This window comes from Nocardiopsis sp. TNDT3, from assembly GCF_003427465.1.
In the GTDB taxonomy this organism is placed as follows: domain Bacteria; phylum Actinomycetota; class Actinomycetes; order Streptosporangiales; family Streptosporangiaceae; genus Nocardiopsis; species Nocardiopsis dassonvillei.
Window position 1 is genome coordinate 1 of the sequence record NZ_QPFC01000187.1, and the last position, 6,788, is coordinate 6,788.

At 74.9% G+C, this 6,788-nt stretch carries 6 protein-coding genes; 3 read left to right on the top strand and 3 right to left on the bottom strand.

What is annotated here, in order from left to right:
- Positions 1-331 precede the first annotated feature (331 nt).
- Positions 332-1,546, top strand: coding sequence for an MFS transporter (locus DQW06_RS05055; protein WP_117198047.1), 1,215 nt, complete (start codon positions 332-334; stop codon positions 1,544-1,546).
- 180 nt (positions 1,547-1,726) lie between these two features.
- Here the strand turns inward: DQW06_RS05055 and DQW06_RS05060 are convergent, their stop codons facing one another.
- Positions 1,727-2,257: a DinB family protein gene (locus DQW06_RS05060; protein ID WP_117198048.1), complete on the bottom strand. Its 531-nt coding sequence runs from the start codon at positions 2,255-2,257 to the stop codon at positions 1,727-1,729.
- Between the two features lie 258 nt (positions 2,258-2,515).
- On the bottom strand, positions 2,516-4,312 hold the full coding sequence (locus DQW06_RS05065; RefSeq protein WP_117198049.1) for an acyl-CoA dehydrogenase: 1,797 nt from the start codon (positions 4,310-4,312) through the stop codon (positions 2,516-2,518).
- Between the two features lie 135 nt (positions 4,313-4,447).
- On the opposite strand from DQW06_RS05065, the gene aroQ reads away from it, so the two are divergent.
- Positions 4,448-4,933: a type II 3-dehydroquinate dehydratase gene (gene aroQ, locus DQW06_RS05070; protein WP_013152619.1), complete on the top strand. Its 486-nt coding sequence runs from the start codon at positions 4,448-4,450 to the stop codon at positions 4,931-4,933.
- Between the two features lie 213 nt (positions 4,934-5,146).
- On the opposite strand, the gene DQW06_RS05075 is transcribed toward aroQ, so the two are convergent.
- A complete protein-coding gene (locus DQW06_RS05075) occupies positions 5,147-5,782 on the bottom strand; it encodes a histidine phosphatase family protein (RefSeq protein ID WP_013152620.1) in 636 nt (211 codons plus the stop codon).
- 201 nt (positions 5,783-5,983) lie between these two features.
- Between DQW06_RS05075 and DQW06_RS05080 the strand changes: the two genes are divergently transcribed.
- Entirely contained in the window at positions 5,984-6,772 is a 789-nt protein-coding gene (locus DQW06_RS05080) for an SAM-dependent methyltransferase (protein ID WP_071621878.1), read from the top strand.
- Positions 6,773-6,788 lie beyond the last annotated feature (16 nt).

A 6,788-nucleotide genomic window follows, 5' to 3' on the forward strand; every position in this document is an offset into this window, starting at 1 on the left:
GGAGCCGCCGCGGGGACGCCCGGGGCGGCTCCGGGTTCCGGGTGAACGCCTTCCCGCGATTCCGGGGGCGGCGCCGTGGTCTCCGCGCGCGGTGGGGAGCTGTTACCCATTCCGGGGGACAAAAGCTGGAATTCCAGGTAAGCGACAGATAGCCATTCGGTGAATACTCGGCGTAGTGGCGCGGGTATGTACACGAACGCGTCACCTGTCCGTTCGATCCCTGGGTCTGCCCCTCCCAGGGCGAGGAGTCCCCCGTGCAAGCGCAACGGAACCCTGTCCCCGTTCCCCCGCTTACCCCGAACACCCGACCGGCACCGCGCGGGCGGCGCGCATGACCCACCGACCCCTCCGCGCGCCGGGCCGGGCCCCCTCCGGCACGGACGCGCGCAGGGCGTTGGCCGCCCTGTGCGTCACCGTCACCGCCAGCCAGGGCGTGCTGTTCTACGCCTTCCCCGTGCTGGCGCCCGCCATCGCCGAGGACACCGGCTGGTCCCTGCCCGCCGTCATCGCCCTGTTCTCCGGGTCCCAGGTCGTGGCCGGACTGGGCGGGCCCCTGGTGGCCCGCTGGCTGCGCGTGCGCGGCCCCCGGCCGGTGATGACCGCGGCGGCCCTGCTGGGCGCGGTCGCCGTCGCCGGACTGGCCCTGGCCCCGAACCTGTGGTTCTTCGGCGCGGCCTGGCAGGTGGCCGGAGTCGCCGTGGCCGGGCTCTCCTACCCGCCCGCCTTCGCCGCCCTGACCCGCTGGTACGGGCAGGGCAGGGTCCGGGCGCTCACCGCCCTCACCCTGGTCGGCGGGCTGGCCAGCACCGTCTTCGCCCCGCTGACCGCCGCCCTGGAGGCGCAGGTCGGCTGGCGCGGCGCCTACCTCGCCCTCGCCCTGGTCCTGGCCCTGGTGGTGCTGCCGCTGCACGCCCTGGCCCTGACCCCGCCCTGGACTCCCGGCGGCACCGCCGACCGGGCCGGGGACCGCCGGGCGGTGCGCGGGGTGGTCCGCAGCGGCGCGTTCTGGGCGCTGACCACGGCGCTCGCCCTGGGCACCCTCACCGTGTACGCGGTCGTGGTCGGCGTCGTCCCGCTCATGGAGGGGCGCGGGTTCGGCACCGCCGAGGCCGCCTGGACGCTCAGCGCCGTGGGCGTGGGCCAGGTGCTGGGCCGCCTCGTCTACGCCCCGTTGGCGCGGTACAGCGGGGCGGTGCACCGGATCGCCGCGGCGCTCCTGGCCTGCGCCGGGGCGACCGGCCTGATCTCCCTGGTCAGCGGGCCGCTGTGGCTGGTCATGACCGCGGCGGCGCTGGTGGGCGCCGCGCGGGGCGTGCTCACCCTGCTCCAGGCCACGGCCGTGGCGGACCGCTGGGGGGAGGAGCACTACACCACGCTCAACGGCATCATGCACACCCCGCTCATGCTCACGATGGCCCTGGCGCCGGGGGCGTGCGCGCTGCTGGCCGGGCCCCTGGGCGGCTACCCGGCGGTGTTCCTGCTGCTGGCGGCCCTGTCGGTGCTCGGCGCCCTGGTCGCGCTGGCCAGCGGTCCGGCCCGCCGTTAGCGCTGTGACCGGCGGGGTCCTCCGGGGCGCGCCCCGGAGGCGATCCCGCTCCCCGCGGCGCCCCCGACGGCCCGCGGTGCCGCCGGGAGCGGGAGCACCGGCGAGGAACCCCACACGTCACACCGGACACGTTCTCGGCCCGCCGTGATGAGCGCCCCGCCCACCCGTCCTCGGCGGGTGTCAGGCCCCGGACGCCGACGCGACCCGCAGCAGCCGCAGCTGCCCGAGCTCGGCCACGTTCTTCATCAGCTCGCCGTTGACCCAGGCGGCCGTGTGCTCGACCGACAGCCCGGAGTCCGGCGGCCAGGGGAACGCGGCGGGGCCGTCCAGGTCCGGGCCGGTGAGCCCCTCCAGCACCTCCAGCCACTGCGTCCGCAGTGTGCGCAGCCAGTCGGCCGCCTCCTCCGGGCCCGGCCAGTGGACCTCCTCGCGCCCGCGCGGAACGCGCCCCCGCAGGTGGTCCAGGGCCGTGGACCACCACCAGCCGATGTGCCAGGTGACCCAGGCCGCGGTGGGGACGGGCACGGGGTCGGGTTCGGTGTCCGCCCAGTCGGGCACCCAGCGGCCCCCGCCGTCCCGGCGCACCGTCCAGCACAGGGGGCCGGGCTCCCAGAGCAGGTCGCCGGGCTCCAGGCGCTCCAGGTGGTACTCGAACAGGGACCAGGTGAAGTCGAACTGCCAGCGAAGCAGCGCGCGACGAGGATCGGACATGGGCCCAGCCTGGCACAGGGCCCCGCCCGCGCCGAAGCGGTTTTCCCGCGCGGGACGTGCGAGGGGTCCGGCGCCGGAAAACCGGGTGGGAACGCGGAGCGGTCGGCGTCCGAGGTCGGACCACGGGCCGGGGAACCCCGCGCGATGCCCGCGAGGGCCCGTTCCGGCACCGGCCGACCACCGGCACGAGGCCGCGGCGTTCCGCGTCCGGGGGCCGGGAGGCCGGGGCACACGCGCCCCGGCCTCCCCCGCCGCCCCTCAGAGGACGTCGGGCGAGACGTCCAGCACCGTCCGGTCGCGCGAGGCCACCAGGTCGAACTGCGGCCCGGTGCGCGGCAGCTCGTGCCGGAAGAAGTACGCCGCCGCGGCGCGCTTGCCCTCGTAGAAGCCGCCCTCGCGCCCGTGCGCGGCCACCAGCTGCTCCAGCCACATCCAGGCGACCACCACGTGTCCCACCGCCTCCAGGTAGGGGGTGGCGTTGGCCAGCGCCACCGCCGGGTCTCCCTCGGCCCAGGCCGCGGCGGCCGTCTCCGCGGTCCGGTCCAGGGCCTCCGACAGCAGCACCGCGTACTCGGCCTCGCGCTCGCCCAGCTCCCGGGCCCGGTCCGCAGTGGCGCGCGCGGTCTCCACCAGCAGCGACAGTCGGGAGCCGCCGTCGAGCACGGCCTTGCGGCCCAGCAGGTCCAGGGCCTGGATGCCGTGGGTCCCCTCGTGGATCGGGTTGAGCCGGTTGTCCCGGTAGTGCTGCTCCACGTCGTACTCGCGCGTGTACCCGTACCCGCCGTGCACCTGGATGGCCAGGCTGTTGGCCTCCACGCACCACTGGGAGGGCCAGCTCTTGGCGATCGGCGTGAGCACGTCCAGCAGCAGGTGGGCCCGCTCGCGCGCCTTGTCGTCCTCGGCACTCGCGGTCTCGTCCACCAGCCGGGCGCAGTACAGCACCAGGGCGAGCGCGCCCTCGACGTAGCTCTTCTGGGCGAGCAGCATCCGGCGCACGTCGGTGTGCTCGACGATGGGGACCTGCGGCTGCCCGGGGTCCTTGTCGCCCAGCGGGCGGCCCTGGAGGCGTTCGCGGGCGTAGGCCAGCGACTTGAGGTAGCCGGTGTAGCCGACGGCGGCGGCGCCCGCGCCCACCCCGATCCGGGCCCCGTTCATCATGTGGAACATGTACTTCAGCCCCTGGTGGGGCTCGCCGACCAGGTAGCCCACCGCGCCCGGCCGCCCGCCGGGGGCGTGGCGGCCCTCGCCGAAGTTGAGCATCGCGTTGACGGTGCCCCGGTAGCCCATCTTGTGGTTGAGCCCGGCGGGCACGACGTCGTTGCGCTCGCCGATCGTCCCGTCGGCTTCCAGCAGGTACTTGGGCACGACGAACAGGGAGATGCCCCGGACCCCGGGCGGACCGCCGGGGATCTTGGCCAGCACCAGGTGCACGATGTTCTCGGTCAGTTCGTGGTCGCCCGCAGAGATCCACATCTTGTTGCCGAACAGTCGGTAGCCGCCCTCCCCGTCCTCCTCGGCGCGGGTGGTGATGTCGGCCAGAGAGCTGCCCGCCTGCGGCTCGGACAGGCACATGGTCCCGGTGAAGCGCCCCTCCACCATGGGGCGCACCCAGGTGTCGACCTGCTCGGGGGTGCCGTGCGCCAGGAGCAGGCGCGCGTTGCCCGAGGTGAGGAAGGGGTAGGCCGAGGTGCCCAGGTTGGCGGCCTGGAAGTAGGCGCCGCACGCGCTGGAGACCACGTGCGGGACCTGGGCGCCGCCCACGGAGGCGGGCATCCCGGCGGCGCTCAGCCCGGTCTCGGCGTAGACCTCCAGGGCCCTCCCCACCTCGGGGATGACGTGGACGCGCTCGCCGTCGAAGCGGGGCTCGTTGGCGTCGTTGGTTTTGTTGTGCGGCGCGAAGTGGTCGGTGGCCACGCGTTCGGCCAGCTCCAGCGCGGCGTCGAGGGTCTCGCGCGAGTGGTCGGCGTAGTGGGGGCGTCTGGTGAGCGCCTCGGTGTCGAGCCACTCGTAGAGCAGGAAGTGCAGGTCGCGCGTGGACAGCAGGGTGGACGCCACGGGTCGCCTCCTCGAAATCATGGACCGACTGGTCGGTATGCTACCCCGTCCGCGGGACTCCGGGGCGACCGGGGCCACGGCGCCGCCCGGGCCCTAAGCTTGCTGCCACCGACCCGAGAAGGAGCGCTGACCCGCATGTCCGCTGTGTCCGACCCCTCCCGCACCGTCCTGCTGCTCAATGGCCCCAACCTCAACCTGCTGGGCACCCGCGACCCCGGGCAGTACGGCACCACCACCCTGGCGGAGGTCGAACGGCGGGTGGTCTCCCTCGGCGAGGAGCTGGGCGTGCGGGTGGTGTGCGCGCAGAGCAACAGCGAGGGCGTGATGGTGGACCGGATCCACGCCGCCCGCGGCTGGGCCGGGGTGGTGCTCAACCCCGGCGCCTACGCGCACTACGGCATCGCGCTGCGCGACGCGATCGACGCGGTCGAGGCGCCCGTGGTGGAGGTGCACATCTCCAACGTCTACGCGCGCGAGGAGTTCCGGCACACCTCGGTGACCGCGCCGGTGGCCGCGGGCTACGTCGCCGGGTGCGGGGTCTTCGGCTACGAACTGGCCCTGCGCGCGGTGCTGCGGCGCGATGCCGAGCGCCGGGAGGCGGACGGCGCCCAGGCGGGGTGAGCCGGGCGGCCGGACCGCGCCCGGCCCCTCGGGGGCGTCCTCCGCGGACCGATCGGACCAGGGGTCCGCGGGGCTGTGTGCGCTCCGGCCCCGACCCGCGAGGGCGCGGGCCGGAGCCGGGAAGCCGGGGGCCGCACGCGGTCGCACCGGCCGCCCCGGGGGCGGTACCAACCGGTCGGTTTGCACCGGGCGCGCGTCGGGCCGCACGTGCGTTCAGCGGTAGGTCATCAGCGCGGGACCGCCCTGTTCCAGGTGGGCGTGGTCGTTGAAGGACAGCAGTCGGGTGCCGCCCCGGCCGTGCAGCAGCTTGCTCACCGAACCGTTGACCACCACGCGGTTCAGGGCCAGGAACCCGGCGGGCGCCGTGCCCAGCAGGGTCGAGCACACCGTCGCGATCACCCCGGCGGAGGTGAAGACCAGCGCGGTCTCCCCCCTGCCCAGTCCGGCGACCAGGTCGTCCAGCGCCTGCCGGACCCCGCTCCGGAAGCCCTCCCAGGTGCCCGGACCGCTGCCCCCGGCCTCGATCCACGAGGACAGGGAGGCGTCGAGCCGCTCCTGGAGCGAGCCGGTCGCGCCCGGGTGGGCGCCCAGAAGGCCGAGGTGGTCGTACTCGTTCCACCGCTCGTCGCCGACCGGCTCCAGGTCCAGGCCCGCCTCGGCCAGGGCCGCGGCCGCCGTCTGGCGCTGGCGGCGCAGTGCGCCGGTCACCACGCGGCCGACGCGGGGGCCGCGCCGCCGGAGTTCGGCGCCCAGCAGGCGCGCCTGCTCGTAGCCGGTCGGGCTCAACTCGTCGTAGTCCTCCGCCTCGGGGGAGGCCTTCCCGTGGCGGATCAGATAGATCGCTGGCATCGCACCAGGGTACGAGCGGCCCCGCTGACGCCCCCACGCCGGGGGAGGCGATCGGAGGGACGGGCGAAGGCGCTGACGGGGTCCGGGAACGAGCGCCCGTCGTTCGGGAACGCCCGCGCACACGGCGTTTTCGCTTGCGTCACGCTTTCCGCGAGCAGGACAATACGGGCGCGAACCGCGCTTCCGGTGAGAGGGCACACCATGACGGACACACCCCCCATCGACACCACCGTGGCACACTCCGCCCGGGTGTGGAACTACTGGCTGGGGGGCAAGGACAACTACCCGGCCGACCGCGAGGTCGGCGACTACGTGCTCCAGGCCTACCCGGAGATGGTCACCGCGGCCCGCGCCGACCGGGAGTTCCTCATCCGCGCGGTCACCCACCTGGCCCGGGAGGAGGGCGTCCGCCAGTTCCTGGACGTGGGCACCGGGCTGCCCACGCACGACAACACCCACGAGGTCGCCCAGGCCGCCGCCCCCGACGCCCGGGTGGTCTACGTGGACAACGACCCGCTGGTGCTCACGCACGCCCGCGCGCTGCTGGTCGGAGAGGGGGCGGGGAAGGTCCACTACGTCGACGCCAACCTGCACGAGCCCGAGCAGGTCCTCAAGGCGGCCGCCGCCCACCTGGACTTCGGCCGGCCCATCGCGCTCACCGTCCTGGGCACCATGGGGCACACCCCCGACAACGCCCGGGCCTACGCCACCGTGCGCGCCTACGTGGACGCGCTGCCCCCGGGCAGCTTCCTGGCCCTGTGCGACGGGACCGACACCAGCGAACCGATGATCGAGGCGTCCCGGCGCTGGAACGAGACCGCGCCCCTGCCCTACCACCTGCGCAGCCCCGAGGAGATCGCGGGCTTCTTCGACGGGCTCGACCTGCTGGAGCCCGGCGTGGTCCCGGCGCCCTTCTGGCGGCCCGACGCCGCGGAGGTGGGCGAGATCGTCGCGGCCGACCAGTACTGCGGCGTCGCCCGCAAGGCCTGACGGTCCGCCGGGCCCC

Bases quoted from the DNA above. Each gene is read 5' to 3' on its own strand.
- DQW06_RS05055 (WP_117198047.1), top strand. From the start codon at position 332: ATGACCCACCGACCCCTCCGCGCGCCGGGCCGGGCCCCCTCCGGCACG.
- DQW06_RS05060 (WP_117198048.1), bottom strand. From the start codon at position 2,257: ATGTCCGATCCTCGTCGCGCGCTGCTTCGCTGGCAGTTCGACTTCACC.
- aroQ (WP_013152619.1), top strand. From the start codon at position 4,448: ATGTCCGCTGTGTCCGACCCCTCCCGCACCGTCCTGCTGCTCAATGGC.
- DQW06_RS05075 (WP_013152620.1), bottom strand. From the start codon at position 5,782: ATGCCAGCGATCTATCTGATCCGCCACGGGAAGGCCTCCCCCGAGGCG.
- DQW06_RS05080 (WP_071621878.1), top strand. From the start codon at position 5,984: ATGACGGACACACCCCCCATCGACACCACCGTGGCACACTCCGCCCGG.